General features: G+C 71.3%; 24 protein-coding genes and 1 pseudogene. 21 read left to right on the top strand and 4 right to left on the bottom strand.

The annotated features are described in order from the left end of the window. Positions 1-89: 89 nt before the first annotated feature. From ACFPZI_RS35740 to era, 12 genes are all read left to right on the top strand, one after another. The gene (locus ACFPZI_RS35740) at positions 90-443 is read left to right on the top strand and encodes a histidine triad nucleotide-binding protein (protein ID WP_381371319.1); all 354 of its coding nucleotides are present in this window, start codon (positions 90-92) and stop codon (positions 441-443) included. Positions 444-453: 10 nt separating this feature from the next. Then, complete coding sequence (locus tag ACFPZI_RS35745) at positions 454-1,359, top strand: ribonuclease Z (protein WP_381371320.1); 906 nt, start codon at positions 454-456, stop codon at positions 1,357-1,359. A 20-nt stretch (positions 1,360-1,379) separates the two neighbouring features. Continuing rightward, complete coding sequence (locus ACFPZI_RS35750; RefSeq protein WP_381371321.1) at positions 1,380-2,372, top strand: adenosine deaminase; 993 nt, start codon at positions 1,380-1,382, stop codon at positions 2,370-2,372. Between the two features lie 369 nt (positions 2,373-2,741). Then, positions 2,742-3,647: an alpha/beta fold hydrolase gene (locus ACFPZI_RS35755; RefSeq protein WP_381371322.1), complete on the top strand. Its 906-nt coding sequence runs from the start codon at positions 2,742-2,744 to the stop codon at positions 3,645-3,647. Positions 3,648-4,138: 491 nt separating this feature from the next. After that, positions 4,139-5,440, top strand: coding sequence for a glucarate dehydratase family protein (locus ACFPZI_RS35760; RefSeq protein ID WP_381371402.1), 1,302 nt, complete (start codon positions 4,139-4,141; stop codon positions 5,438-5,440). A gap of 277 nt (positions 5,441-5,717) precedes the next feature. Further along, the gene (locus tag ACFPZI_RS35765) at positions 5,718-6,896 is read left to right on the top strand and encodes a carbohydrate kinase family protein (RefSeq protein WP_381371403.1); all 1,179 of its coding nucleotides are present in this window, start codon (positions 5,718-5,720) and stop codon (positions 6,894-6,896) included. 174 nt (positions 6,897-7,070) lie between these two features. After that, positions 7,071-8,141 (top strand): PhoH family protein, encoded by a 1,071-nt coding sequence (locus ACFPZI_RS35770; protein ID WP_381371323.1) that lies wholly within the window; start codon positions 7,071-7,073, stop codon positions 8,139-8,141. Positions 8,142-8,153: 12 nt separating this feature from the next. Continuing rightward, on the top strand, positions 8,154-8,651 hold the full coding sequence (ybeY, locus tag ACFPZI_RS35775; protein ID WP_381371324.1) for an rRNA maturation RNase YbeY: 498 nt from the start codon (positions 8,154-8,156) through the stop codon (positions 8,649-8,651). Then, a complete protein-coding gene (locus ACFPZI_RS35780; RefSeq protein ID WP_381371325.1) occupies positions 8,648-9,991 on the top strand; it encodes a hemolysin family protein in 1,344 nt (447 codons plus the stop codon). The genes ybeY and ACFPZI_RS35780 overlap by 4 nt, the downstream gene beginning before the upstream one ends. Further along, complete coding sequence (locus tag ACFPZI_RS35785; protein ID WP_381371326.1) at positions 9,988-10,347, top strand: MmcQ/YjbR family DNA-binding protein; 360 nt, start codon at positions 9,988-9,990, stop codon at positions 10,345-10,347. Before ACFPZI_RS35780 ends, ACFPZI_RS35785 begins: the two co-directional genes overlap by 4 nt. Positions 10,348-10,440: 93 nt before the next feature. After that, on the top strand, positions 10,441-10,794 hold the full coding sequence (locus ACFPZI_RS35790; RefSeq protein WP_381371327.1) for a cytidine deaminase: 354 nt from the start codon (positions 10,441-10,443) through the stop codon (positions 10,792-10,794). Positions 10,795-10,920: 126 nt separating this feature from the next. Further along, entirely contained in the window at positions 10,921-11,907 is a 987-nt protein-coding gene (era, locus tag ACFPZI_RS35795; RefSeq protein ID WP_381371328.1) for a GTPase Era, read from the top strand. Between the two features lie 19 nt (positions 11,908-11,926). Here the strand turns inward: era and ACFPZI_RS35800 are convergent, their stop codons facing one another. The 3 genes from ACFPZI_RS35800 to ACFPZI_RS35810 form a co-directional block, all read right to left on the bottom strand. After that, positions 11,927-13,258, bottom strand: a complete 1,332-nt coding sequence (locus ACFPZI_RS35800; protein ID WP_381371329.1) for a GH1 family beta-glucosidase — start codon at positions 13,256-13,258, stop codon at positions 11,927-11,929. Positions 13,259-13,368: 110 nt separating this feature from the next. Further along, positions 13,369-13,635, bottom strand: a complete 267-nt coding sequence (locus ACFPZI_RS35805) for a protealysin inhibitor emfourin (protein WP_381371330.1) — start codon at positions 13,633-13,635, stop codon at positions 13,369-13,371. An 86-nt stretch (positions 13,636-13,721) separates the two neighbouring features. Then, the gene (locus ACFPZI_RS35810; protein WP_381371331.1) at positions 13,722-14,792 is read right to left on the bottom strand and encodes a M4 family metallopeptidase; all 1,071 of its coding nucleotides are present in this window, start codon (positions 14,790-14,792) and stop codon (positions 13,722-13,724) included. Between the two features lie 367 nt (positions 14,793-15,159). Between ACFPZI_RS35810 and leuA the strand changes: the two genes are divergently transcribed. Both leuA and ACFPZI_RS35820 read left to right on the top strand, forming a co-directional pair. Then, positions 15,160-16,881, top strand: coding sequence for a 2-isopropylmalate synthase (gene leuA, locus ACFPZI_RS35815; protein WP_381371332.1), 1,722 nt, complete (start codon positions 15,160-15,162; stop codon positions 16,879-16,881). Between the two features lie 182 nt (positions 16,882-17,063). After that, positions 17,064-17,765 (top strand): TerB family tellurite resistance protein, encoded by a 702-nt coding sequence (locus ACFPZI_RS35820; protein WP_381371333.1) that lies wholly within the window; start codon positions 17,064-17,066, stop codon positions 17,763-17,765. A gap of 80 nt (positions 17,766-17,845) precedes the next feature. Here ACFPZI_RS35820 and ACFPZI_RS35825 read toward each other — a convergent pair whose 3' ends face one another. Further along, positions 17,846-18,394 carry a GNAT family N-acetyltransferase gene (locus tag ACFPZI_RS35825; RefSeq protein WP_381371334.1) on the bottom strand — a complete coding sequence of 183 codons (549 nt, stop codon included), beginning with the start codon at positions 18,392-18,394 and terminating at the stop codon, positions 17,846-17,848. A 348-nt stretch (positions 18,395-18,742) separates the two neighbouring features. Between ACFPZI_RS35825 and ACFPZI_RS35830 the strand changes: the two genes are divergently transcribed. The 7 genes and pseudogenes from ACFPZI_RS35830 to ACFPZI_RS35860 form a co-directional block, all read left to right on the top strand. Further along, positions 18,743-19,495 carry an SCO2525 family SAM-dependent methyltransferase gene (locus tag ACFPZI_RS35830; protein ID WP_381371335.1) on the top strand — a complete coding sequence of 251 codons (753 nt, stop codon included), beginning with the start codon at positions 18,743-18,745 and terminating at the stop codon, positions 19,493-19,495. Positions 19,496-19,550: 55 nt separating this feature from the next. Further along, a complete protein-coding gene (locus tag ACFPZI_RS35835) occupies positions 19,551-21,392 on the top strand; it encodes an SCO2524 family protein (protein WP_381371336.1) in 1,842 nt (613 codons plus the stop codon). A 3-nt stretch (positions 21,393-21,395) separates the two neighbouring features. Further along, a complete protein-coding gene (locus tag ACFPZI_RS35840) occupies positions 21,396-22,313 on the top strand; it encodes an SCO2523 family variant P-loop protein (protein ID WP_381371337.1) in 918 nt (305 codons plus the stop codon). Further along, positions 22,310-23,275, top strand: coding sequence for an SCO2522 family protein (locus ACFPZI_RS35845; protein ID WP_381371338.1), 966 nt, complete (start codon positions 22,310-22,312; stop codon positions 23,273-23,275). Before ACFPZI_RS35840 ends, ACFPZI_RS35845 begins: the two co-directional genes overlap by 4 nt. A gap of 1 nt (position 23,276) precedes the next feature. Further along, positions 23,277-24,311 (top strand): SCO2521 family protein, encoded by a 1,035-nt coding sequence (locus ACFPZI_RS35850; RefSeq protein WP_381371339.1) that lies wholly within the window; start codon positions 23,277-23,279, stop codon positions 24,309-24,311. An 86-nt stretch (positions 24,312-24,397) separates the two neighbouring features. Beyond that, complete coding sequence (locus tag ACFPZI_RS35855) at positions 24,398-25,720, top strand: hypothetical protein (protein WP_381371340.1); 1,323 nt, start codon at positions 24,398-24,400, stop codon at positions 25,718-25,720. A gap of 48 nt (positions 25,721-25,768) precedes the next feature. Further along, a pseudogene (locus ACFPZI_RS35860) lies at positions 25,769-25,954 on the top strand (response regulator transcription factor); the annotation flags it as partial. Between the last annotated feature and the right edge of the window lie 15 nt (positions 25,955-25,969).

The following is a 25,969-nucleotide window of genomic DNA, read 5'->3' on the forward strand; positions in this document are numbered from 1 at the left end:
CGGGCCGCTCCCATGGCACGACCGCCCGCCGCCGTCCGGGCGACTACGATGCCCTGGTACGTGCGATCACCACGGAGCGAGGAGTGCCCATGGCAGGGGAACCGCAGGACGACTGCCTGTTCTGCAAGATCGTCGCAGGGCAGATCCCGGCGACGATCGTCCGGGAGACGGACACCACCGTCGCCTTCCGCGACATCAACCCGCAGGCGCCCACGCACGTCCTGGTGATCCCGAAGGCGCACTACAAGGACGCGGCGGCCCTCGCCGCGGGCGCCCCCGAGATCGCGGCGGACATCCTGCGTGAGGCCCAGGCCGTCGCGGACCAGGAGCAACTGGAGAGCCACCGCACCGTCTTCAACACCGGCGGCGGCGCCGGCCAGACCGTCTGGCACGCGCACGCCCACGTCCTGGGCGGCCGCGGTCTCCACTGGCCGCCCGGATAGGCAGCTTCCTTTGTCCGTACGCGAACTGGTGGTGCTCGGCACCGCCAGCCAGGTCCCCACCCGCCACCGCAACCACAACGGCTATCTGCTGCGCTGGGACGGCGAGGGCATCCTGTTCGACCCCGGCGAGGGCACCCAGCGCCAGATGCTGCGCGCCGGGGCCGCCGCGCACGACCTGAACCGGATCTGCGTCACCCACTTCCACGGCGACCACTCGCTCGGCCTCGCCGGAGTGATCCAGCGCATCAACCTCGACCGGGTCCCGCACCCCGTCACCGCCCACTACCCGGGCTCCGGGCAGCGCTTCTTCGACCGGCTGCGGTACGCCACCGCCTACCGGGAGACGGTCGGCATCACCGAGGAACCCGTCGCCGCCGACGGCCCGCTCGCCCGCACCCCCGGGTACACACTGGAAGCGCGGAAGCTGTCGCACCCCGTCGAGTCGTACGGCTACCGGCTGGTCGAACCCGACGGCCGGCGGATGCTGCCCGACCGGCTCGCCGCGCACGGCATCAAGGGCCCGGACGTCGGCCGCATCCAGCGCGAGGGCACGCTCGACGGGATCGCGTTGGAGGACGTCAGCGAGGTGCGGCGCGGCCAGCGGTTCGCGTTCGTCATGGACACCCGGCTCTGCGAGGGGGTGCAGGCGCTCGCCGAGGGCTGCGACCTGCTCGTCATCGAGTCCACGTTCCTCGACGAGGACGAGGAACTCGCCGTCGAGTACGGCCATCTGACGGCTGGTCAAGCCGCCCGGGTGGCGCGGGACGCGGACGTACGGCATCTGGTGCTCACCCACTTCAGCCAGCGCTACAGCGACCCGGAGGAGTTCGAGCGGCAGGCACGGGCCGCCGGGTACGAGGGCGAGCTGACCGTGGCCCGCGATCTGCTGCGCGTGCCGCTTCCGAAACGTCGGTGACAGCACCGTACGATATTTCGATGCCCGTACCGAAAGCCGAACTGCACCTTCACATCGAAGGCACCCTCGAACCCGAGCTCGCCTTCGCCCTCGCCGCGCGCAACGGTGTCGACCTGCCCTACGCCGACACCGACGCCCTGCGCGAGGCGTACCGGTTCCAGGACCTCCAGTCGTTCCTGAACCTGTACTACGAGCTCATGGCCGTCCTGCGCACCGAGCGGGACTTCGAGGACCTCGCCGACGCCTACCTGGCCCGCGCCGCGGCGCAGGGTGTGCGGCACGCGGAGATCTTCTTCGATCCGCAGGCGCACATGGCGCGCGGTGTCGGCATGGGCACGGTGGTCGAGGGCCTGTGGCGGGCCCTGGCGCGGGGTGAGGAGACGCACGGCGTCTCGACCCGGCTGATCATGTGCTTCCTGCGGGACGAGTCCGCCGAGTCGGCCCTGGCGACCCTGGACGCGGCGAAGCCCTACCTGGACCGGATCACCGGTGTGGGCCTGGACTCGGCCGAGGTCGGTCACCCGCCGGTGAAGTTCCGTGAGGTGTACGAGGCGGCTGCCGCGCTCGGGCTGCGGCGCGTGGCGCACGCCGGTGAGGAGGGGCCGCCGGAGTACATCACCGAGGCGCTGGACGTCCTCGGCGTCGAACGGGTCGATCACGGGCTGCGCTGCGTGGAGGACCCGGCGCTGGTGGCGCGGCTGGTGCGGGACCGGATCCCGCTGACCCTGTGCCCGCTGTCGAACGTCCGGCTGCGCGCCGTGGACACCCTCGCCGACCACCCGCTGCCCGCGATGCTCGACGCCGGCCTGCTGTGCACGGTGAACTCCGACGACCCGGCCTACTTCGGCGGCTACGCCGGCGACAACTTCGACGCGGTGCGCGACACCCTCGGCCTCGGCCCGGAGCGGCTGCGCGAGCTGGCCCGCAACTCCTTCCTCGCCGCCTTCCTGGACGACGACGAGGACCGGCGGGGCCGGTACCTCGCCGAGGTGGAGGCGTACGTCTTCCCGTAGCCCCCGTAGTTCCCGTAGTTCCCGCAGACCTCTCCGTGGTCCCCGCAGACCTCGCAGCAGAACCGCAGAGCCTTGGAGCACCCCAGCCGTCCGGTCGTTCAGCCGGGCGGCTGTCCGTTGTGCCGTGTTCCCGCCGTCCGGTGTATCCAGCGCGCGAACCGATGGTGGTGCCAACACCCCTGTGGACATGGGCCGCAGGCCCATCGATCGCCGCAACGGTCGTCCATAGCCTTTGTGTTGTCGCCGAACGGGGCGACACGAGCGGAGCCGGCCGACAGGCCGCTCGACATCCCACCCCTGAGATGCCGGCTTCCGTCGTGCCTTGTGCATCACGCTTTATGCCGCTGAATCATTCCGCTGGAGGACACCATGGCTCGCAACAACACCAGGACGCTCGCCGCGCTCGCGCTGTGCACCGTGGCCGGTGCGGGGCTCGTCGGCTGCGAGGGCGAGGTGCCGGGCCTGGACCCGAGCCCGGCCGCCGACGCTTCCGCCCGGGAGACCGGCGAGGACCTGTTCACCGGGACCAGGAAGATCACCGTCAAGGACCGGTCGGTGAACGTGTCCTGCTCCGGCAAACCGGCCGAGGGCCGGCCGACCGTCGTCCTGCTGCACGGAGGTGGCGACGACCTGACCAAGATGGCCGGCCTGCAGAAGACGCTGAGCGCCGACGGCCGGGTCTGCTCCTACGACCGGCTCGGCGCGGGTGCCAGTGACCGGCCGGCCGGCCCCCAGGACTACGACGCCGTCGGAAAGACCCTGACCGGGGTGATCGAAAAGGTCGCCGGGGACGGTCCGGTCGTCCTGGCCGGGCACTCGATGGGCGGGCTGATCGCTGCCAGGTACGCCCCCGACCACCAGGACAAGGTCAAGGGCCTGGTCCTGCTGGACGCCACCTCGCCCACCGCGGGCGCCGACCTCAAGAACAGGATCCCGGAGTCCGCCACCGGCCCGGCCGGTGAGCTGCGCGCCCAGAGCCTCGCGGTGTTCGAGGGGCAGAACCCGGAGCAGCTCGTCTTCGCCGACGGGGAGGTCCGTTCAGCCGGCGACATCCCGGTGCGGGTGATCCAGCACGGGCAGCAGTACCTCGGAGCGGTGCCCGAGTACGGGCCGGGCCTCGAGGAGGACTGGACCAAGGGCCAGAAGGCGTGGCTGGCGCTCTCCGGCAACAGCGAGCTGAGCACCGCCAAGAACAGCGGGCACTACATCCACGCCGATGAGCCGAAGGTCGCCGTCGAGGCGATCGAGGGCGTCACCGAGCAGGCCGCCGGCTGACCGGCACGGGCCGCCGCTCGGGCCGTCGGTGTGACGGTCCAGGGGGCGAGGCTTCCGGGCCATTGACGACCCAGGTTCGCCTATCTAACCTCAGTTCTCATACATGGGTGGCATTCAGGGGGAGGGATGCGGGTGCGTCCTGCTGCCGCAGGAGCGGGCACCGGCGCGGACCCGGACTGCGGGACGGGCGGCGGGAACGCCGGGGGAGCCGCGGTGGACGGAGCGGCCCCGGCGCGGATGCCGCGGGACGCGACGGCGGGCGGGGTGCCGCCGTCCCCTGCGAGCGCCCTCCACGACGACGGCACCCTTGCGCCGGCGGACAGTGCGTTCACCGCCTCGCCCGCCTCGCCCGCCGGCCCGCCTCCGCCCCCGGCGCGGCCTCCCCGCTCGCCGCCCTTCACCCCCGGCCCTCACCGACCTCTCCAACTCCCGCCCACCACCGGCCTGGACCCCGTAGGAGTCGCCCTGTGACCGCGCAGCCCGTACCCACCGTGCCGACCGCCCGCGACCTGACCATCACCGAGGTGCGGCTCACGCCGATCCTGGTCGCCGACCCGCCACTGCTGAACACGCAGGGCGTCCACCAGCCGTACACGCCCCGGCTGATCGTCGAGATCGTCACGGCGGACGGGACCACCGGCGTGGGGGAGACCTACGGCGACACCAAGTACCTGGAACTGGCCCGACCCTTCGCCGAGCAGCTCAAGGGTCGCAAGGTCACGGATGTGAACGGGTTGTTCGCGCTTCTGGACGAGGTGGCCGTCGCGGCTGCCCGGGTCGACAACGCCGTCGACGTCGGCGGGCTGCGCGGCGTGCAGACCGCCGACAAGCTGCGGCTGTCCATCGCCTCCGCCTTCGAGGTCGCCTGCCTCGACGCCCTCGGGAAGAGCCTCGGCCTGCCCGTGCACGCACTGCTCGGCGGCAAGATCCGCGACACCGTGGAGTACAGCGCGTACCTCTTCTACAAGTGGGCCGACCACCCCGAGGGCGTCCCGGCCGAGAAGGACGACTGGGGTGCCGCCCTGGACCCGGCCGGCGTCGTCGCGCAGGCCCGCGCCTTCAAGGAGCGGTACGGCTTCGGCTCCTTCAAGCTCAAGGGCGGCGTCTTCCCGCCCGAGGAGGAGATCGCCGCCGTCCGTGCCCTCGCCGAGGCATTCCCCGGCCACCCGCTGCGGCTCGACCCCAACGGCGCCTGGTCCGTCGAGACCTCGGTCGAGGTGGCCGAGGCGGTCGGCGGCATCCTGGAATACCTGGAGGACCCGGCGCTCGGTACCCCCGCCATGGCCGAGGTCGCCGCGCGCACCGGTGTGCCGCTCGCGACCAACATGTGCGTGACGACCTTCGCCGAGATCAAGGAGGCGTTCACCACGAACGCCGTCCAGGTCGTCCTCTCCGACCACCACTACTGGGGCGGACTGCGCAACACCCTGCACCTCGCCGCCGTCTGCCGCACCTTCGGCGTGGGCATCTCCATGCACTCCAACACCCACCTCGGGATCAGCCTCGCCGCGATGACCCATGTCGCGTCCACCGTCCCGGGCCTGCACCACGCCTGCGACTCCCACTACCCGTGGCAGTCCGAGGACGTCCTCACCGAACGCCTCACCTTCGAGGACGGCGCCGTGCGGGTGTCCGACGCACCCGGCCTCGGCGTCACCCTCGACCACGACCGGCTCGCCGCGCTGCACCGGCGGTGGCTGGAGGACGACGGTGCGCTCCGCGACCGCGACGACGCGGCGGCCATGCGGATCGCCGCCCCCGACTGGCTCCCCCCGGCGGTGCCCCGCTGGTGAGAGGCCCGGCGGCACGCCGGATCCAGGAGCGGGGAGCGGCTCCGGCGTGACGGGCGGCGCGTTGTCGGTGGCGTGGTGCACACTGGCCAGAACCCACCAGGTCAGGGAGCGCAACGTGAGGGCGTCCACCGCGTCGGCCGTAACGGTTGAGCCGGCCGCATCGGCTGCGCCGGCCGCGTCAGCCGGAGAGGCAGTCACCGAGGCAGTCACCGAGGGAATCGCCGAGGGTGTCATCGAGAGAACCGTCGAGGGTGTCATCGAGCGTGTCACCGGGGGCATCCCGGAGAGCGTCACCCGGGACGCCGTCCCGGCGGAGTCGTCCCGCGCGCCCCAGGTCGACCCGCTCGCCGCGCTGCGCACATCCGACGACCCGCCCTGGGACGTCTATCTCACCGGCACGGTCTTCCTCGACATCATCTTCACCGGGCTCGACTCCGCCCCGGTGCGCGGGACCGAGTCCTGGGCGCGCGGCATGGGGTCGAGCCCCGGCGGCGTCGCCAACATGGCCACCGCCCTGGCCCGCCTCGGCCTGCGCACCTCCCTCGCGGCCGCCTTCGGCGACGACCACTACGGGGAGTACTGCTGGGACGCCCTGGAGCAGGGGGAGGCCATCGACCTCTCCCCGTCGCGCACCGTGCCCGGCTGGCACTCCCCGGTCACCGTCTCGATGGCGTACGAGGGGGAGCGCACGATGATCTCCCACGGCCACGAACCGCCCCCGGAACAGCCCTCCCGTGTCTCGGACCCCACCGCCCGCAAGCGGCTCCCGCCCGGCGCGGACCTGCCGCCCTGCCCGCCCCGCGCGCGGGCCGCCGTCGCCTCCCTCACCCCGGGCCGCAGCGACTCCTGGATCGCCCGCGCCGCGGCGAAGGGCACCCGCGTCTTCGGCGACGTCGGCTGGGACGACACCGGAGCCTGGGACCTGGCCGCGCTGCCCGACCTGCGGTACTGCGAGGCCTTCCTGCCCAACGCCGAGGAGGCCATGCGCTACACCGGCACCAACAGCCCCCGCGCCGCCGCGCACGCCCTCACCGAGCATGTGCCGGTCGCCGTCGTCACCCTCGGCGCGGACGGGGCGTACGCCGTGGACCGGCGTACCGGTGAGAGCGCCGAGGTGCCGGCCATCGCCGTCGAGACGCTCGACCCGACCGGCGCCGGGGACGTCTTCGTCGCGGGCTTCGTCACCGGCAGCCTGGCCGGCTGGCCGCTCGCCGACCGCCTCTCCTTCGCCGGCCTGACCGCAGCCCTCTCCGTACAGGAGTTCGGCGGCTCCCTGTCGGCCCCAGGCTGGTCGGAGATCGCCGCCTGGTGGCGCGAGGTCCAGTCCGTACGGGGCCAGGACCCGGCCGCCCTGAGACGGTACGCGTTCCTGGCGGGCCTGGTCCCCGACGACCTGATCCGCCCCTGGCCCCTGCGCCGAGCGGTCCCGACGATCGGCTTCGGCCGCTCGGCCTGACCGGGCGACGGCTCTTCCGCAGCCGGTCTCCCGCAGCCGCCCCCCGCCCGCAACCACCCCGCTGTGAAAAGGCCTACTGGGTTGTCACCCCCGCGTCGTACCCTGGGAGTCGCGAGGCCGCCCTCAGTTGCGCGGCCCTGACGAGGAGGAACCGCAGGCCTTCAGCGCCGGCCCATGACTCAGACACCCACAGCTCACACCCCCGCGCAGGAGCAGGCGAGAGTGCAGCTCACCGTCCCGGCCCAGCACCCCATGGTGACCGTGCTGGGTTCCGGCGATTCCCTCCTACGCGTGATCGAGAAGGCCTTCCCGGGGGCCGACATCCACGTCCGGGGCAATGAGATCAGCGCGGTCGGCGATGCCACGGAAGTAGCCCTCGTCTCGCGCCTGTTCGACGAGATGATGCTGGTGCTCCGCACCGGGCAGCCGATGACGGAGGACGGGGTGGAACGCTCGATCGCGATGCTGAAGGCGAGCCCGGACGGGGAGAGCGACGGCCAGGAGACCCCGGCCCAGGTGCTCACGCAGAACATCCTGTCCTCGCGCGGCCGCACGATCCGCCCCAAGACGCTCAACCAGAAGCGCTATGTGGACGCGATCGACAAGCACACCATCGTCTTCGGCATCGGCCCCGCCGGTACCGGCAAGACCTACCTCGCCATGGCCAAGGCGGTGCAGGCCCTGCAGTCCAAGCAGGTCAACCGCATCATCCTGACCCGCCCCGCGGTCGAGGCCGGAGAGCGCCTGGGCTTCCTGCCCGGCACCCTCTACGAGAAGATCGACCCGTACCTGCGCCCGCTCTACGACGCGCTGCACGACATGCTCGACCCCGACTCCATCCCCCGCCTGATGGCGGCCGGGACCATCGAGGTCGCGCCACTGGCGTACATGCGGGGCCGCACCCTGAATGATGCTTTCATCATCCTGGACGAGGCGCAGAACACCAGCGCCGAGCAGATGAAGATGTTCCTCACCCGGCTCGGGTTCGACTCGAAGATCGTCGTCACGGGTGACGTCACCCAGGTCGACCTGCCGAGCGGCACCAAGTCCGGGCTGCGGCAGGTGCAGGACATCCTGGAGGGCCTCGAGGACGTCCACTTCTCCCGGCTGTCGTCGCAGGACGTCGTACGCCACCGACTGGTGGGCCGTATCGTCGACGCGTACGAGCAGTACGACAGCGAGCACGGCACCGAGAACGGCACGCACCAGAGCGGCCGGGGCAGGTCCGGGCGCAAGGGGAAGTAGACCGAACAGCAGATGTCGATCGACGTCAACAACGAGTCCGGAACCGAGGTCGACGAGCAGGCGGTCCTCGACATCGCCCGCTACGCGCTCGCGCGGATGCGCATCCACCCGCTCTCCGAGCTCTCGGTGATCGTGGTGGACGCCGCCGCCATGGAAGAGCTCCACATCCAGTGGATGGACCTGCCAGGACCGACGGACGTCATGTCGTTCCCGATGGACGAGCTGCGGCCGCCCGCGAAGGACGAGGCCGAGCCCCCGCAGGGGCTGCTCGGCGACATCGTGCTGTGCCCCGAGGTCGCCGCCCGGCAGGGCGCCGAGGCGCCGACGCAGCACACCATGGACGAGGAGCTCCAGCTGCTCACCGTCCACGGTGTGCTGCACCTGCTGGGCTTCGACCACGAGGAGCCCGACGAGAAGGCCGAGATGTTCGGCCTCCAGGCCGCCATCGTCGACGGCTGGCGCGCGGAGAAGGGCATCACCGGCCCGTCCCCCGCCCCGACCGTGTCATGAGTCCGCACCTCGTCCTCGGCGCGATCGCCCTGGTCGTCGTCGCCTGGCTGTTCGCCTGCGCGGAGGCGGGCATCGCCCGGATCTCCACCTTCCGGGCCGAGGAGGCCGTGCGCTCCGGCCGCCGGGGCAGCGCGGGGCTGGCCCGGATCGCCGCCGACCCCACCCGCTACCTCAACGTGGCGCTGCTGGTCCGCGTCGGCTGCGAGATGGCCGCCGCCGCGCTGGTCACCTACGCCTGCCTGCGCGCGTTCGACGGCACCGCCAAGGCCCTGCTGATCGCCATCGCGGTCATGGTCCTCGTCTCCTACGTCGCCGTCGGTGTCTCACCGCGCACCATCGGCCGCCAGCACCCCATGAACACGGCCACGGCCGCGGCGTACGTCCTGCTGCCGCTCGCCCGGATCATGGGCCCGATCCCGAGTCTGCTGATCCTCATCGGCAACGCGCTCACCCCCGGCAAGGGCTTTCGGCGCGGCCCCTTCGCCTCGGAGGCGGAACTGCGCGCGCTGGTCGACCTCGCCGAGCAGGAGTCCCTGATCGAGGACGAGGAGCGCCGCATGGTGCACTCCGTCTTCGAACTGGGCGACACCCTGGTCCGTGAGGTCATGGTCCCGCGTACGGACCTGGTGGTGATCGAGCGCTACAAGACCATCCGGCAGACCCTCACCCTCGCCCTGCGCTCCGGTTTCTCCCGGATGCCGGTGACCGGCGAGAACGAGGACGACATCGTCGGCATCGTGTACCTGAAGGACCTGGCCCGCAAGACGCACATCAGCCGGGACGCGGAGAGCGAGCTGGTGTCCACGGCGATGCGGCCCGCGTACTTCGTGCCCGACACCAAGAACGCCGGTGACCTGCTGCGCGAGATGCAGAAGGAACGCAACCACGTCGCCGTCGTCATCGACGAGTACGGCGGCACCGCCGGCATCGTCACCATCGAGGACATCCTCGAGGAGATCGTCGGCGAGATCACCGACGAGTACGACCGTGAGATCGCGCCGGTGGAGAAACTGGACGAGGAGCGCTACCGGGTCACCGCCCGCCTCGACATCACCGACCTCGGCGAGCTGTACGGCCTGGAGGAGTACGACGACGAGGACGTGGAGACCGTCGGCGGACTGCTCGCCAAGCGGCTCGGCCGGGTGCCGATCGCGGGCGCGTCCGCGGTGGTCGACCTCCCCGACGAGCGCCGGCTGCGGCTGACGGCGGAGGCGGCGGCCGGCCGCCGGAACAAGATCGTCACCGTGCTGGTGGAGCCGGTCGGCCCCGGAGACCCGGGGGAGTCGACCGACCCGTCCCGGGACGAGGCGGAAGAAGAAGAGAGGGAGCGGCCGGCATGACTCCGGCGGAACTGCGCGCCCTGTGCCTCTCCTTCAACGCGGCCGTGGAGGACTTCCCCTTCAACCCGGAGACCTCGGTCTTCAAGGTCGGGGGCAAGCTCTTCGCCCTGACGAACCTGGACGCGCGGCCCCTGAAGGCCAACCTCAAGTGCGATCCGGAGGAAGCGGTCCGGCTCCGTGCCGGGCACCCCGGGCTGATCGTCCCCGGCTGGCACATGAACAAGCGGCACTGGAACACGGTGACCGTCGACGGCGGCCTCCCGGACCGGCTGGTCCGCGAGCTGACCGAGGACTCCTACGACCTGGTCGTCGCCGGCCTGCCGCGCGCCGAACGCCTCCGCCTCGACCGTCCGTGAGACGCCGAGGCCGCTGAGGTGCGGTTTCGTGGCGCGGCGCCGCGAGCGGCCCTGGGGCAGGTCCCCGAGGCCGCGCTCCGTATGCTCGGGGCCATGACCGACAGCAGCGCGCTCGACCCCGAGGACCTCAAGATCGTCACCCTGGCCCGTTCCGCTCGGGCCCGCAACGGTGTGCCCGAGGGGGCCGCCGTACGGGACGAGAACGGCCGGACCTATGTCGCCGGGACCGTGGCCCTGGACTCCCTGAAGCTGACCGCCCTGCAGACGGCGGTGGCGATGGCGGTGGCGTCCGGGGCGAAGTCGCTGGAGGCGGCGGCCGTGGTGACCGAAGCCGGTTCGGTACCGGAGGCGGACCGGGCGGCGGTACGGGACCTCGGCGGCCCCGGCACCCCGGTGCTCCTGGCCGCACCGGACGGGACGGTCCGGGAGACGTCGACCGCGGGATGACCCCGAGCCCCCTGAGGTGTCCGCCCCGCGGCGGCCGGACGCGCGGGGCGGCCCGGGGCCGGTCCTCGGCGCCCGTCGCGGGCGGGTGGTACGGCGGCGCTCCGGGGATCAGGGAGAATGGACGGCATGAGTGTTCGTACCCCGTCATCCGAGCAGCCCGCCGAAGCTGGGGGCACCTCCCACGCCGTCAAGGCAGTGGGGGACCACCGGGCCGGCTTCGCCTGCTTCGTGGGCCGCCCCAATGCGGGCAAGTCCACCCTCACGAACGCTCTGGTCGGGCAGAAGGTGGCGATCACCTCCAACCGGCCGCAGACGACCCGGCACACCGTGCGCGGCATCGTCCACCGCCCCGAGGCGCAGCTGATCCTCGTCGACACCCCCGGCCTGCACAAGCCGCGCACGCTGCTCGGCGAGCGGCTGAACGACGTGGTCCGCACCACCTGGGCCGAGGTCGACGCGATCGGCTTCTGCATTCCCGCGGACCAGAAGCTCGGCCCCGGCGACCGCTTCATCGCCAAGGAGCTGGCGGGGATCAAGAAGACCCCGAAGGTCGCCATCGTCACCAAGACCGACCTGGTGGACGGCAAGGCGCTCGCCGAGCAGCTGATCGCCGTCGACCTGCTGGGCAAGGAGCTCGGGATCACCTGGGCGGAGATCGTCCCGGTGTCGGCGACCGCGAACCAGCAGGTCGACCTGCTGGCCGACCTCCTCGTCCCGCTGATGCCGGAAGGCCCCGCCCTCTACCCCGAGGGCGACCTGACCGACGAACCCGAGATGGTCATGGTGGCCGAGCTGATCCGCGAGGCCGCTCTGGAAGGCGTCCGCGACGAACTGCCGCACTCCATCGCCGTGGTCGTGGAGGAGATGCTGCCCCGCGAGGACCGCCCCGCCGACAGGCCCCTTCTCGACATCCACGCCAACCTCTACATCGAGCGCACCAGCCAGAAGGGCATCGTCATCGGCCCCAAGGGCAAGCGCCTGAAGGACGTCGGCATCAAGTCGCGCCAGCAGATCGAGGCACTGCTCGGCACCCCCGTCTTCCTCGACCTGCACGTCAAGGTGGCCAAGGACTGGCAGCGGGATCCGAAGCAGTTGCGGAAGCTGGGGTTCTGACGCCGGGGCCGGGGCGGGATCAGGTGTCGGACGGGCTCCGGCGCCGGTGCTGCTCGCGCAGCATCTCCCGCAGCCAGCCGTAGGACGACTTCGGTGTGCGCCGCTGGGTCTCGAAGTCCACGTGGACCAGGCCGAAGCGGCGGGCGTAGCCCTCCGCCCACTCGAAGTTGTCCATCAGGGACCACACGAAGTAGCCGCGTACGTCCACGCCCGCCTCCAGCGCCCGGTGCAGGGCACGGATGTGGCCGTCGAGGTAGGTGATGCGGGCCTGGTCGTCGACGCCCTCGTAGGAGCAGCCGTTCTCGGTGATGACGACCGGGGGGAGCCGGTCGCCGTAGCGGGCGTGGAAGGCGGTGAGGAGTTCGGTCAGGGCCTCGGGGACCACCGGCCAGCCGAAGTCCGTCACCGGGTACCCCTCGATCACCCTTACGGAGAAGGGAAGTTCGGCCGGCATCCGGACACCGCCGAAGTCGATCTCCGTCCCCTGAGGGGCGCCCACCCGGGTCGGCGCGTAGTAGTTGACGCCGTACCAGTCGACCGGCTCCGCGATGATCCTCAGGTCCGCCTCGACGTCGCCCGGCATCAGGTCGCCGAGGCCGTCCGGGTAGCGGCCGAGCAGCACGGGGTCGGCGAACAGGCGGTTCAGGAGCGTGTCGTAGAAGTCCGCCGCCGCCACGTCCGCCGGGTCGGGGGAGGCCGGCCAGGTCGGGCCGTGGGAGTTGGCGATCCCGATGTCACCAGCGCCTGCCGCGCGCAGGGCGCGTACCGCCAGCCCGTGCGCGAGGAGCTGGTGGTGCGCCACCGGCAACGCGTCGAAGAGCAGCCTTCGGCCAGGGGCGTGGACGCCCAGCGCATGGCCGAGCAGGGTGTGTTCGGCGGGTTCGTTGAGGGTGATCCAGCGCTCCACGCGGTCGCCGAGCCGGCCGGCGACCTCGCCGACGTACTCCGCGAACCGCTCCGCGGTGCCGCGTTCCAGCCAGTCCAGACCGGCCGGCAGATCCCAGTGGAACAGCGTCGGCACCGGCCGTACGCCCGCCGCGCACAGGTCGTCGACCAAGCGGTCGTAGAAGTCCAGGCCGCCCCGCGCACGCACCCGGGGCCAGGAGACGGAGAAGCGGTACGCGTCCACGCCCAGGCCGGCCAGGAGTGCCACGTCCTCACGGTGCCGGTGCACGTGGTCGCAGGCCACCGCCGCCGTCGAACCGTCCCGCACCCGGCCCGGCTCGGCCGTGAACACGTCCCACACGGACGGTTCGCGTGCGTCCACCGCGCCCTCGATCTGGTGCGCCGAGGTCGACACGCCCCACAGGAAGCCTTCCGGGAAGCGGGGGGTCGGGTTCGTCGTCGCCATGGGGTGGATCATCCGCACCGGCGGCGAGGGAAGTCAACGCCCCTGCGGGGAACGGGACCGCCGGTGCCCGTGCGGGCGCTGACGGCCAACAGCCTTACGGAAAAGGGTGGTTAAGCACCCTCCTTGAGCACTCTGCTGATCAGCGCGCGCTGTTCCTCGGTCAGCCGGGGGTCGGCGCAGTACACCGACCTCCCGTCCACCGTGATCCGGTAGCTGAAGCCGTCCGGGACCCCGGCCGGTGGTGTGCCCCGGCCGGCGGTGACGGCCCGTTCGGCCAGGGCGTGCCACTCGCCGGCGTCGGTCCGGCCCGAGGTGTCCACCTCGGCCTGCCGCTCGATCCCCGCGAAGCCACCCGTACGCAGCACCTGAATTCGCATGGTCCCTGTCTAGTACGAGAACGGGCGTGCCGCCCACCCCGGCGGTACTCCGGGCGCTCCCGGCGGCACTCCGGGCCACCCCGGCGTCACAGCGTCGGCACTCCCACCCGCTCCCACGCCTTCGACACCGCCAGCAGCTCCTCGCCCTCCCCGAACCGCTCCCGCGCCGCCTTCACCGTCAGCGTCGCGAAGTCCGTGAACTGTGCGTCCTCGGCCAGCTCGCCGCCGGTCAGCACGTCGTACCAGACCTGCCCCGCCCGCTCCCAGGCGTGCCCGCCGAGGGTGGTGGCCGCCAGGTAGAAGGCGTGGTTGGGGATGCCGGAGTTGATGTGGACGCCGCCGTTGTCCCGGCCGGTGTGGACGTAGTCGTCCATCGTGGCCGGCTGCGGGTCCTTGCCGAGGACGTCGTCGTCGTACGCCGTGCCCGGCTCCTTCATCGAGCGCAGCGCCACCCCCGTCACCCGCGGGGCGAGCAGCCCGGCGCCGATCAGCCAGTCGGCGTCGGCGGCGGTCTGGCCCAGGGTGTACTGCTTGATGAGGGAGCCGAAGACGTCCGACACCGACTCGTTGAGCGCGCCGGACTGGCCGAAGTAGGCCAGGTTGGCGGTGTACTGCGTGACGCCGTGCGCGAGTTCGTGGCCGATGACGTCGATGGGGAGGGTGAAGTCGAGGAAGATCTCGCCGTCTCCGTCGCCGAACACCATCTGCTCGCCGTTCCAGAAGGCGTTGTTGTAGTCGCGGTCGTAGTGCACGGTCGCGACCAGCGGCAGGCCCGAGCCGTCGATCGAGTCGCGGGAGAAGGCCTTGAGGAAGAGCTCGAAGGTGGCGCCGAGGCCCGCGTAGGCGCGGTTGACGGTGGCGTCCTTGCCGGGCTTTTCGCCCTCCCCGCGGACCTTCGCCCCCGGCAGCACGGTGCGGTGCCGGGCGTCGTGGAGCGTCCGGTGCGGCTTGCCCGGCTCGGCCCCGGCGAGGGGCGCGACGGCCGCGGCACCGACCACCGTGGTCAGGCGGCGCTGGGTGCGCTCGTAGGCGTCGCGCTGGAGGGTGCGGCGGGCGGGGCCGGCGAGCGCGGGGTCCTCGGCCTGCGCGAGCCGGTCCAGGACGTGCGGCGGGACGATGGTGCAGAAGACGGGCTGGAAGCCCCCGTTGGTCGTCATGCCCCGCACCCTTGCACTGCGTCACGCAAATGTCACTATCGGCAACCATATCCTCAGTCGCGATGGGTGAAATGTGCTGTCAATCCCTGCATTGAGACACCTCTGAGTGGTATGCGGCACTTTTTGCCCCGTTCCTCCCTCTGGTCCCGCATACTGATACGGACCCCCGCACGGGAGCGCGTCTCGGTTAAGCTGCGAAACATCATGCGTTTCGGGCTGCTTCTCCTTAGCTGCCGCGGCGAGGGCCTGTAGTCGAGGCCGACTCCCTCCCCGCGGAGTTCGGTGCTGCGCCGTCGGCCGCCCCTTCCGGATCCCACCGGATGGATCCCCACCGGATGACCGCGGACCATCGAGGAGCCCACGCACCATGGCCAACCGCCAGCAGCCCAGTTCCATGCCGATCCACAAGTACGGCCGCTACGAGCAGGTCGACATCCCCGACCGCACCTGGCCCCAAAAGCGGATCACCACCGCCCCCCGCTGGCTCTCCACCGACCTGCGCGACGGCAACCAGTCCCTGATCGACCCCATGTCGCCCGCCCGCAAGCGCGCGATGTTCGACCTGCTGGTCACGATGGGCTACAAGGAGATCGAGGTCGGTTTCCCGGCCTCCGGCCAGACCGACTTCGACTTCGTGCGCTCGATCATCGAGGAAGAGGGCGCGATCCCCGAGGACGTCACGATCTCCGTACTGACCCAGGCCCGCGAGGACCTGATCGAGCGGACGGTCGAGTCCCTGAAGGGCGCCCACCGCGCCACCGTTCACCTGTACAACGCGACCGCGCCGGTCTTCCGCCGGGTCGTCTTCCGCGGTTCCAAGGACGAGATCAAGCAGATCGCCGTCGACGGCACCCGCCTGGTCGTGGAGTACGCGGAGAAGCTGCTGGGCCCCGAGACGCACTTCGGCTACCAGTACAGCCCCGAGATCTTCACCGACACCGAGCTGGACTTCGCGCTGGAGGTCTGCGAGGCGGTGATGGACGTCTACCAGCCGGGTCCGGGCCGCGAGATCATCCTGAACCTGCCGGCCACGGTGGAGCGATCCACGCCGTCCACGCACGCCGACCGCTTCGAGTGGATGGGCCGCAACCTGTCCCGCCGCGAGCACGTCTGCCTGTCCATCCACCCGCACAACGACCGCGGTACGGCCGTGGCCGCCGCCGAGCTGTCCCTGATGGCCGGCGCCGACCGCGTCGAGGGCTGTCTGTTCGGGCAGGGCGAGCGCACCGGCAACGTCGACCTGGTCACCCTGGGCATGAACCTGTTCTCCCAGGGCGTCGACCCGCAGATCGACTTCTCCGACATCGACGAGATCCGTCGTACGTGGGAGTACTGCAACCAGATGGACGTCCACCCGCGCCACCCGTACGTGGGGGACCTGGTCTACACGTCCTTCTCCGGCTCCCACCAGGACGCCATCAAGAAGGGCTTCGACGCCATGGAGGCCGACGCGAAGGCCAAGGGCGTCACCGTCGACGACCTCGAGTGGGCGGTGCCGTACCTGCCCATCGACCCCAAGGACGTCGGCCGCTCCTACGAGGCCGTCATCCGCGTCAACTCGCAGTCCGGCAAGGGCGGTATCGCCTACGTCCTGAAGAACGACCACAAGCTGGACCTGCCCCGCCGGATGCAGATCGAGTTCTCGAAGATCATCCAGGCCAAGACGGACGCTGAGGGCGGCGAGGTCACCCCGGCCGACATCTGGTCGGTGTTCCAGGACGAGTACCTGCCCAATCCGGACAACCCCTGGGGCCGTATCCAGGTCAAGAAGGGCCAGTCCACCACCGACCGGGACGACATCGACACACTCACCGTCGAGGCCGCCGTCGACGGCGTCGACACCGTGCTGACCGGCAGCGGCAACGGACCGATCTCCGCGTTCTTCGACGCCCTGCAGTCCATCGGCATCGACGTGCGCCTGCTCGACTACCAGGAGCACACGATGAGCGAGGGCGCCTCCGCGCAGGCCGCCTCGTACATCGAGTGCGCCGTCGGCGACAAGGTTCTGTGGGGCATCGGAATCGACGCGAACACCACCCGCGCCTCGCTGCAGGCGGTCGTCTCGGCCGTCAACCGGGCGGCCCGCTGAACAGCCGCTTCGAGGGGTTCGACGGCCCCGCCCGCCACTTTTGGCGGGCGGGGTTCCGTCATTTACCGGCCACATCCGGTGGAGGTCACGGAAAGGTCTCGTCCGAAGTGCTGACTCAGCCTCACCGATGTGGCTAACATCACGGGGCACGGCGATGAAGCCGGGCGATGCGGAGGTGCGACGTGCTGCCAGGACGGGGACCCGACGGCCGTGCCGCTGTCGCCAGACTTTCGTGCCTGCTGGGCACCCGGACCGCGTGGACGGCCGTCGGCGACGGTGAGTTCTTCTGCCCCGGCTGCGGCGGCGACCGCAACTACCAGCGGCTGACCGGACGGCGCCGCTTCGCCCTCCTCGGCGTGCCCCTGCTGCCCCGCGGTACGACCGGCCCGGTCGTCGAATGCGCCGCCTGCCGCCACCACTTCGGCACCGACGTCCTGGACCACCCCACCACCACCCGCTTCTCCGCGATGCTCCGCGACGCCGTGCACACCGTCGCCCTCGCGGTGCTGGCCGCGGGCGGCACCAGCGCGCGCGCCCCCCTGGAGACCGCCGTGGCCGCCGTCCGCGCGGCCGGCTTCGACGACTGCACCCAGGACCGGCTGGCGGCCCTCGTCGAGGCGCTGGCCGCCGACACCGGCCGCTTCACCGGCGAGCCCTGCGCGGCGGGCCTCGCCATCGAACTGCACGAGGCCCTGGACCCGCTGGCCCCGCACCTCGCCGCCGCGGGCCGCGAATCGATCTTCCTCCAGGGGGCCCGCATCGCCCTCGCCGACGGCCCCTACACCCCCGCCGAACGCGACACGCTGTCCACCATCGGCGCCGCCCTCACCATCTGCGCGACCGACGTGACCCGCCTGCTGACGGCGGCACGGACACCGTCCTGACTCCCCGGGAGTCCTGACCCCGGGAGTGCTTGCCCTCCCGGGGAGTCCTTGCCCTCCCGGGGGCCGGCCCGGCTCCCGGCTCAGTGGAATCCGGTGAGTCCGAGGTGCATGATCAGGCGGTCCTGACCGGGGCCGAAGTAGTCCCGGCGCAGCCCCGCCTCGGGCTGCTCCGGGCGAAAGCCCAGAGAACGGTAGAGCAGGATCGCCGCGCGGTTGGCGGGCTCCACCGTCAGGCGGACCTGTTCGATGCCGCTGTCACACAGCCGTGCCAGAACCTCCACCATCAGCTCCCGGCCCAGTCCGTGGCGGCGGCGCTCCTCGGCCACGCACAGGCCGAGGATCCAGCTCTCCCGGCTGAGCGCCGTGGTCGCGGCCAGGACGTAGCCGCGCAGGCGTCCCTCGCCGTCGTCGAGGACCAGGAGATGCTCGGCGTACATCTCGTAGAGCTGGCGCAACAGGAAGGCGGGGTACGCGACCTCCTGGAAGACCGCCTCGTCGAGCCGCCGAAGCTCGGGCAGGTCGGATTCCTGTGCCGTCCGCAGGACCAGGGACCGCGGGTCGGGGAACGGGTCCGGTTCCCTGAGATACCCACGGCGGTCCAGGGCGTGCTCCAGCGGCTCGGCGGTCATGCCACCCCCAGTCGGGACGTTCGGGATGCGCGGACGTCAACACGGCGGCCCAGGCGCGGTTCACCCTAAGGAAGTGGGATCCCGGTAGCGGCCGGCGGCTTCACCTCGCTACAGTGATCCTCCAACTCGCTGTGATCAAGGGCTAGTTCGGGTTTGTCGGCGAAGTGCTGACGTGCGCCTGTCGTGCGCCTGTTCGTTGGGGACTGGCTTGAATTCCATCTCTCTGCGTGTTTCGTGTCGGTATTACCGTGCGGATACCGGCAGATGTCGTTTCGCCTGCCGATGTCCGCGAGGACATGAGTACAGGGCACAGGGTCTTGTCCGACACTGATGGGAAACGACAGGGTGATGATGGATCGCAACGCCGACGCGCCGTGGGCGCAGTTCGATCCCGAGGTGTACGTCGACCTCAACTACCGCACCCCGCTCGAAGTCGACCTGCTGATCGTGCGATTGATGCGCGACTACTTCAGCAGGTGCTTCGCCGCGGGCGTCCCGGACCCGATGCGAGGTGTCGACGTCGGCGCGGGCGCGAACCTGTACCCGGGCCTGGCCATGCTCCCGTGGTGCGAGAAGATCGTCCTGCTCGAGTACGCGCAGCCGAACGTCGAGTACCTGGAGCGGCAGACGCTGCCCAAGGGCTACGACGCGGCCTGGGACGCGTTCTGGAACGAGCTGAGCGAAGCCCCCGCCTACGCCGCCGTCGAACCGAAGGCCCGGTTCGGCGAGATCGTCCGCGTGGAGCGGGCCAACCTGCTCGACCTCGACGGACAGCGGCGCTGGGACATCGGGACGATGTTCTTCGTCGCGGACTCGATGTCCGAGTGCCCCGACGAATTCCTGCGGGGCGTACGGTGCTTCATGGACGCGCTGACCGAAGGGGCTCCTTTCGCCGCCGCGTTCATGAAGGAGTCGGTCGGCTACCAGGTCGGCGAACACCGCTATCCGGCCTACCGGGTGAACGAGGGCCGGGTCCGCGAGAGCCTGGAGCCCTTCACCTCCGAGCTGGAGATCCACGATCTGCACCACATGGTGCGGCCGGGTCACGAGGGAATCATCCTTGCCCTGGGACGGCGCAATTCGGAGATTGCGGTCCCCTAGGAACGGGGACCATGTCTGAACACAGGGCAACCAGATCTGTACGAGGGGTGCGGGGATGCAGATCAAGCCACGGCAGCATCTGCTGGACATCTGGCAGGCCGCGGCCCGCCATTCGTTCGACGACGGAAAGCTCGTCTGGGGAGACACCGACGGGCTGAGCGCCGTCGCGGACGCGGAGCGGCTGCTCTGCCTGCTGTACCCCGCCACCGAGGTTCCCGCGTTCCGGCTCGACCAACCGGACACCACCGAGCGGGACGTCCTGCGCGCGCTGGAGCGGGTCGGCAGCCGGCTCGAGATCCCGCCCAATCTGATCACCGTCCTGTCCCAGTTCATGCGCACCCACACCGGGCCGGACGACAGCCCCACCTTCTCCGGCGGGCACTACTTCAGGCCGGCCGATCCGAAGCAGAAACTCACCCACGAACAAACCCAGTTGGGCGTCGTCGACGCCTACTCGATGTCCGTCACGCTGTGCCTGGCCACCCTGGGATTCCTCAAGGTCTACGAGGAGAACACCACCCGGCCCGAGGTGCGCAGGACGCTCGGTGAACTGAGAGACGCGACCAACGCCAGACTGACCGCCGCGATGGTCAGCCTGTTGCGCTCCTTCACCGTCAACGTCTTCGACGCCGAGTCCGAGCAGGGCCGGCGGCTGATCCAGGTCATCGGGCAGAACAAGCAGTCCGACCGGGCCGTGCTCCAGCAGTTCTCCCGCAGGTTCCGCCCGCTGCGCGCCACGATCATCGAAAGCCTCAGCCGCGGCATCGAGGTCGACGAGAGCATCCGGGACGAGAGCCAGCTCTTCGAGTGCGGCTGGGCCTGGGGCGTGGTGAAGGACGCGCCGACCGTCGTCGACCTGGACGTCCAGGTCAACGGCCAGCCCGACGGCATCGCCGACCGGCTGCCCTACGTGTACTTCACCGTCGTCGCCCTGGACGGCATCCAGGACCTGTTCTCCGAGCGCACCCTCACCCTGGGGCTGCTCGACGAGGACCAGCAGAAGCTCGCCGAGGCGTTACGCCTGCGCTGGGAACTCAGCCAGCAGTACTGGTCGGCCATCGCCCGCTTCGGCACCGAGCGCTGGCCCCTGGAGGACCTTCCCTGGCAGACCACCGGTCTGCGGCTGGAGTCGGAGTACTTCTCCCTCACCGTGGCGGCCATCCTCGTCCACGACCTGATCCGCCGGAAGGCGACCGACGACGACCTCACCCGCACCGTCGCCATCATGGAACGCCTCGCCGACAGAGGCCGCGTCACCAGCCGGATGACCAGGGACGACCCCACCGTCCGGCTGCACCACCCGGGGGTCACCATGCCGCTCGCCGGGTCCGAGCGGTCCGGCGCGCCGTTGGAGTGGCGGATGACCGACTTCTCCGCCCAGCTGCTCAAGCGGATCATCCAGCTCGCGGCACTCTCCCGGAACATCGAGGCGCAGGACCGCCTGATCCGCCTGGGCGAGCAGACCTTCGAGCACCTGTGGGACCGGCGGATCGAGGAGGGTGACGGAGCCGGCCTCTGGGACAACGCGGCAGCCGTCTTCCCGGACGCGGCCCTCGGCCTGCGCCTCTCCTGGAGCATCACCGAGCGCATCACCGAGTGCCTGGTCGCCGCCCGCGGCCTGTACGAGCAGCGGCCCATCCGCAGCCCCGAACTCGCCGAACTGGCCCGCGAACTGCTCAGCGAGGCCGCCCACCTGTTCGGCAAGGAACAGCTGGAGGCCTCCGTCACCGCCGACGGCAGCCGGGGACGGGCCATGCGGAGCATCGAGAACCGCCTGGACCACGCACGCGACCTGGTCGACGAGCAGCCCGCCACCGCGTTCGCACTCGCCCTGCCCGTGCTCCGGGAGCTCGACACCCTGGCCCAGGCCCGCGGTGCCGCCGCAGAGGAGATGTGAGCCGTGCTCGTCTTCGCCGCCTCCGACAAGGGAGGCACGGGCCGTTCGGTCACCAGCGCCAACCTGGCCTATCAACGCGCCCTCACCGGTGACCACGTGGCGTACGTGGACTTCGACTTCGGCTCGCCCACGGCCGCCGCCGTCTTCGACGTACCGGGCGCGATGCGCGGCATCGCGGAACGGGGCCTGCACTCCTACCTGGAGGGCGAGGTCCCCGAACCGGCCAGGATCGACGTCTGGCGCCAGACCGAGCACCCCCAGCTGCACACCCGGCCCAACCAGTCCGGCCGCCTGACCCTGTTACCCGGCGACGCCGGCGGCGGTGAGTTCGTCATCGGCGAGGAGACCCTCGACCGGTGCGTCGACCTCCTGCTCAGGCTGAACGGCGAGTTCGACCTGACCGTGGTGGACCTCAGCGCCGGACGCAGCTACGCCGTGGACATGGTCCTGGCGGCGACCGCCCACCCCCGGATGCGCTACGTCCCCTTCCGCTGGCTCGTCTTCCACCGCTGGACCCGGCAGCACGTGATCGCCGCCGCCGGACTGGTCCACAAGGAACACGGCATCATCAGGGGCGGCGTCGACCGCGGGCACGACGAGGAGGCCCTGCGCGGCGCCATCCGGTTCGTACGGGCCGCCGTGCCCGACCCCGACTCACCGCTGTGGGCGCAGGGTTCGCCCGCCCAGGCGGCCTGGATGCAGTCCTGCGACGACGCCCTGCGCCGGCTCGCCTCGGAGCACCGCATCGGCGACAGCGTGGTGCTCGGCGCCGTACCGCTGGAACCCGTCCTGCAGTGGCGCGAGCAGCTGATCACCGAAGAGGACGTGCTCTCCACCCAGATCGCCAACAAGGAGACGCTCGAGGCGCTGGAGGAGATCGCACGACGCCTGACCGACGACTCCTGCTGGGGGCGGCCATGACGGACGCAGTGTTCCGCGAGACCACCGCCGAACCGCGCACCCAGGCGGTGCCGCTGTCCCACCTCTCCCTGGAGCTGGGCCACCTCTACATGGAGGACTTCGAGGCCGGTCCGCAGCACCTGCGGCGGCACTTCGCGCAGGTACGGCCCTGGGCGGACGCGGCGCGGGCCGCGGCGGCCGCCCAGACGGGCGGCAAACGCCCCCGGATCAGCACCTGCTTCCTCATCGACGACTACTTCACCCAGTTCTCCAGCCCCGCCGAACTCGTCCCGCTGCTGCTGGCGGAGGCGAACCGGGCCGGGCTGGCCGTCGACTACCTGGCCCGCGAGTCCGGCTGCGCGGTCGCCGGCAAGGTGCCCGTCGCGGAGGCGGTGGCCGGCCGGCTCGTCGAGGAACCACCGCCCGGCAGCTACGGCCTGCGCCCGCCGGCCGCGCAGACCGGCTGGCTGGCCAACGGTGAGCGCAGCCCCGTCGCGCGTGCCCCGCAGGCGATGAAGAAGGCCGCCGTCTGGCAGCCGCCCAAGGAGACCGCGTCCCGCCGGCACTCCGTCTTCCTGGACGTCGAACTCTGGAGCGACGCGCCCGACGGACAGCGCACCTGGTCCTGCCCCTTCCTCGCCGCGGTGTGGCAGCTCGCCCGCCTCGGCCTGCTGCGCACCGAGGGCGAGGCCGTCCTGACGCCCCAGCCGCACACCGCCGACGGCTTCCCCGACGACTGGGACGAACTGCCCCCGCTGATCCGGCTCAACCCGCGGGCCGACCCGTTCGCTGCCTACCGCACCTGCTCGGTGGTGCCCAACCGGTTCCTGCCGGTCGAGCACGCCGTCCGCGTCATCCTCGACCAGACCGAGGTGGACCCCGAAGCGCTGGGCCAGGCCGCCCGCCGGTCCGCCGGCGAGAAGGTGACCGTCCCCGACTCGGTCGCCGACCGCGTCTCCTACGTCTTCTACGCGGGGCCGTGACATGGGGCCGGCGAAGACCGCACCGCGTGTCGTGCTCGCCTGCGGCGAGGTCCGCACCTCGCTGCTGCCGGCCCTGCAGGCCCTCGACAGCCGGGCCGCCGCCCAGCTCCTCGGACTGCGCGCCGACGAACGCGTCCTCCTCTCCGAGCGCCCCAACCTCTACGGACGCTCGCCCGACACCCTCACCGGCGTCGACTGCCCCCTGCCCAGCGCCAACGGCGCCCGGGTCCGCGCCGTCGGCACGGTCGCCGCACGGGCCGTGCTCACCGAGGGACGCCTGCTCCAGTCCTCCGCGTACTTCAAGGTGCCCGCCACCGGTCCCGACCACCGGCGGCCGTGGGGCCACTACCTGGTACGGCCCGGCGTGGTCGAGCCGTTCGGGAAGCTGCCCCACGAGGCGGTGGCCGAGGGCGTGCTGAACGGCGGGCGGCACGGCGATCTCGACGTCGGCCTGATCGCGGACGGACTGCACACCAGGCTGCTGCGCCACCCCCTGCTCGACCACCGGCCGCCCCTCAGGTCCCGCCCCACCCGGCTCCGCTGGGTGGCCCTGCCCGCGGACCCGGGCGACGGCCCGTCGATCGAGCGGTTCACCCTCGCCGAGGACGAGTTGCGCACGGTACGGCTCCGGGTGCCCGAGGGCACCCCCAGCGAGGGGGTCGCCGGACTCTGCGACGACCTCGCCCTGCACGACTGGCTGCTCACCACCGTGGTCCGCATCCTCGACGGCATCCGGCTGGGGGCCGGAGCCGGGGCGGCCGGGACACCGCCGGCCCGGCAGCGGCCGAGGCAGCGCCCGGGAACGGGCGAGGAGCTTCCCGCCGTGGTCAGGGCGCTGCGGCCCGCCGTCGACCATCTGCTGCACCTGTGGATGCCGCGGGCCCGGGTGGCGCAGGACCTGGCGCCGCTCTGGGACGCGCTGGAGGAACGGCCCGGCTTCACCCGGCAGTGGCAGACCCTCGTGCAGCGCATCCGCGACCAGCTCACCCTGCACGCGATCCCGTTTCCCCACCGGGAGGCGGACATGGGTCCCTGACCGGACACCGGGCAACCGCCGGACCCGGCCCCAAGCACATTTCCGCACCCCGATCCGATGCGTATCCCAACGGGGGGAAGAGCGAGATGAGCACGGCACCATCATCTGAGTCCGAGGGCACCCAGCCCGAACCCGGCACGGCGATTCCCACGCAGGCGGGACCGCCGGGCGACCCGGGCGCCCCACTGTTACCCCCTTCGGCGGACGCGCCCGACGCGCCCGACGCGCCCGACGCGCCCGACGCGCCCGACGCACGCGATGCGCCCGACGAGCCGGGCAAGTGGCCGGGTCCGGCCGCGTTCGCGGGGAAGCGCCGGCTGCTGGTCGGCCCGGTCCTCGGCCTCCTCGCCTGGGGCGTCGCCGCGCTGCTGGCCCCGGACGCCGGTACGGGGCGGCAGCTCGCCGCCGCCGCGCTCTGCGCCGGTGCCGTCGTGGCCGTCCAGTACATCCTCGGCCCGGACCGCGAGGCGCGGGAGTGGCAGACGAGGGAGAGGCAGGACAGGTACAGGCGGGAACGGGAGAAGTGGGCCGAGCGCACCCTGACCGGGACCGCCGCCGAGGTGGAGAACACCGTGCGGGAGGGTCTCCAGCGGTACGACGACGCCCTGAGGACCGGTCTGAGCCGGCACACCGAGGAGATGCGGACCGGTCTGAGCCGGCACACCGAGGACATGAAGCAGCTGGTCGAGAACCGCTTCGCCCAGCTGGACCGGCCCCCGCAGCCCTACCCGCCGCTGGACCGGGTCCGCATGGAGGGCATCCCCGAACTGGCCCAGCGTTTCGCCGACGTCCTGGCGCCCGGATCCCCGCTCCTCTACTCCTTCATCCGGTCGGAGATGCAGCGGGTGATCGGGCACATGTCGGCGCTCACCCGGCTGAGCGTGGAGAGCCACGGGGAGAACCACGACTGGATGCTCAGCCTCACCCACGTCGCGGAGCAGTCGATCTGCGCCATCAGTACGTCCGTCGACCGGGAGTTCTGGAACAGCGAGCCCGCCGGCCGCTACCTCGACGCGCAGAAGCAGGCGATCGAGGAGCACGGGGTGCCCGTACGGCGGCTGTTCCTGCTGGAGAGCGCCCATGAACTCGACGACCGGCTGCTGCGGCTGTGCGACGAGCAGGAGGCGCTGCGCATCGAGGTGCGCGTGGCCGTGCTGCCCGAACTGCCGCCGCACATCCAGCGCGGCACCGCCAACGACTTCATCGTCTACGACGAGGAAGTGTCCTTCGAGATCGAGCAGGACCTGCGCGACGTCAACGTCAGAACCCGGCTCATCGCGGATCAGGACCACGTCCAGATGCAGATGAAGCGCTTCCGGAAGCTCTGGGAGGCGGGTATGAGCATCCGCGAACTGGAGGTGCGGGTCGACGACGAGGAGGACGGCACCTGGATGGTCGACCGCACCTGAGCCGCCGCCCCGCCCACGCCCCTGTTACTCCCTGAGGAGTAACAGGGGCGGGAGGCGTTCGCGCTGGTCGCGGGCGGGCTCAACAACACCGAGATCGCCGAGGCGTTGGGGCTGGGCCCGCTCACGGCGAAGACCCACGTCAGCCGGATCAAGGGCAAACTCGCGGCCCGCGACCGGGCCCAACTGGTGATGGTGGCCTACGAGTCGGGGCTGGTAGCACCGGGAACGCAGTGACGGAGGGAACGGATG

The organism is Streptomyces chlorus (assembly GCF_042655885.1).
Classification (GTDB): domain Bacteria; phylum Actinomycetota; class Actinomycetes; order Streptomycetales; family Streptomycetaceae; genus Streptomyces; species Streptomyces chlorus.